Genomic DNA, 1319 nt, shown 5'->3' with positions numbered 1-1319 from the left:
TGAACCGCCCCGGATTTTGTGGAGGCTCCAACTCTTGAGAGAATGGAGCCATGAACAAGAAGGTAACCAAGTTTTCCCCGGAAGTCCGAGAGCGCGCGGTGCGCCTGGTGCGCGAGCAGCGTAGCGAACATCCGTCGACGTGGGCGGCGATCGAATCGATTGCGCCGATGATCGGCTGCACACCGCAGACACTGCACGAGTGGGTCAAGCGCGACCAGATTGACCACGGTGAGCGCGATGGCGTGACCACAGACGAGCGCGAGCGCCTCAAGGCCTTGGAGCGCGAAGTCAAGGAGTTACGTCGTGCCAACGAGATTCTCAAGGTCGCGAGCGCGTTTTTCGCCCAGGCGGAGCTCGACCGCCGTTTCAAGTCCTGAAGGCCTTCATCGATCAGCATCGCGACACCTTCGGGGTCGAGCCGATCTGCAAGGTCTTGCGGATTGCCCCGTCGGGTTACCGACGCCATGCCGCGCAGCTTCGTGATCCGTCGCGGCGCTCTGTTCGCGCAATCCGCGATGAACGTCTGCGGCCGGAGATCAAGCGTGTGTGGCAGGCCAACATGCAGGTCTACGGTGCGGATAAAGTCTGGAAGCAGATGAACCGGGAGCGTATCGCGGTGGCGCGCTGCACGGTCGAACGGTTGATGAAGCAACTGGGTTTGCGCGGCGTGATGCGAGGCAAGCGTGTTCGCACGACTGTTCCTGATGCCATAGCCCCGCGCCCGCTGGATCGGGTCAATCGCCAGTTCAAGGCGGCACGGCCGAACCAGCTCTGGGTTTCGGATTTCACCTACGTTTCGACGTGGCAGGGCTGGCTGTATGTGGCTTTCGTGATCGATGTGTTCGCTCGCCGTATCGTCGGCTGGCGCGTCAGCAGTTCGATGACCACGGACTTCGTCCTGGATGCACTTGAACAGGCGCTTTACGCGCGGCGCCCGGGCGACGACGGAACCTTGATACACCATTCGGATAGAGGGTCCCAATACGTCAGCATTCGCTACAGCGAACGGCTGGCCGAAGCGGGCATCGAACCGTCGGTCGGCAGCCGGGGCGACAGCTATGACAACGCTCTGGCTGAAACGATCAACGGCCTGTACAAGGCTGAACTGATTCATCGCCGCACCTGGAAAACGCGAGAATCCGTTGAACTGGCAACGCTGCAGTGGGTGGCCTGGTTCAATCATCATCGGTTGATGGAACCCCTCGGCTATATCCCGCCCGCCGAAGCTGAGGCAAACTACTATCGGCAACTTGAAACAGCTACCACTGAACCCGCATTAACTTAAACCAACCAGCCTCCATGATTCCCGGGGCGGTTCA

Annotated in this window: 1 protein-coding gene and 1 other annotated feature; the gene reads left to right on the top strand. The window is 60.4% G+C overall.

The genetic code is table 11. The features are described 5' to 3' along the window. The first annotated feature begins 50 nt into the window (after positions 1-50). Positions 51-1285, top strand: a protein-coding gene (locus tag HWX25_RS32580) for an IS3 family transposase (protein WP_107938108.1) whose coding sequence is annotated in 2 segments (ribosomal slippage) — positions 51-342 and positions 342-1285 — 1236 coding nt in all. Because the reading frame shifts where the segments join, the coding sequence is not laid out codon by codon here. Beyond that, positions 332-448 (top strand) — a sequence feature (AL1L pseudoknot). (Overlaps the previous gene by 117 nt.) Positions 1286-1319: the final 34 nt, after the last annotated feature.

Source organism: Burkholderia sp. BCC1640 (assembly GCF_902833125.1).
GTDB lineage: Bacteria > Pseudomonadota > Gammaproteobacteria > Burkholderiales > Burkholderiaceae > Burkholderia > Burkholderia diffusa.
Note: the sequence above shows the minus strand (reverse complement) of the source record. Positions and strands in the feature narration are given on the sequence as shown.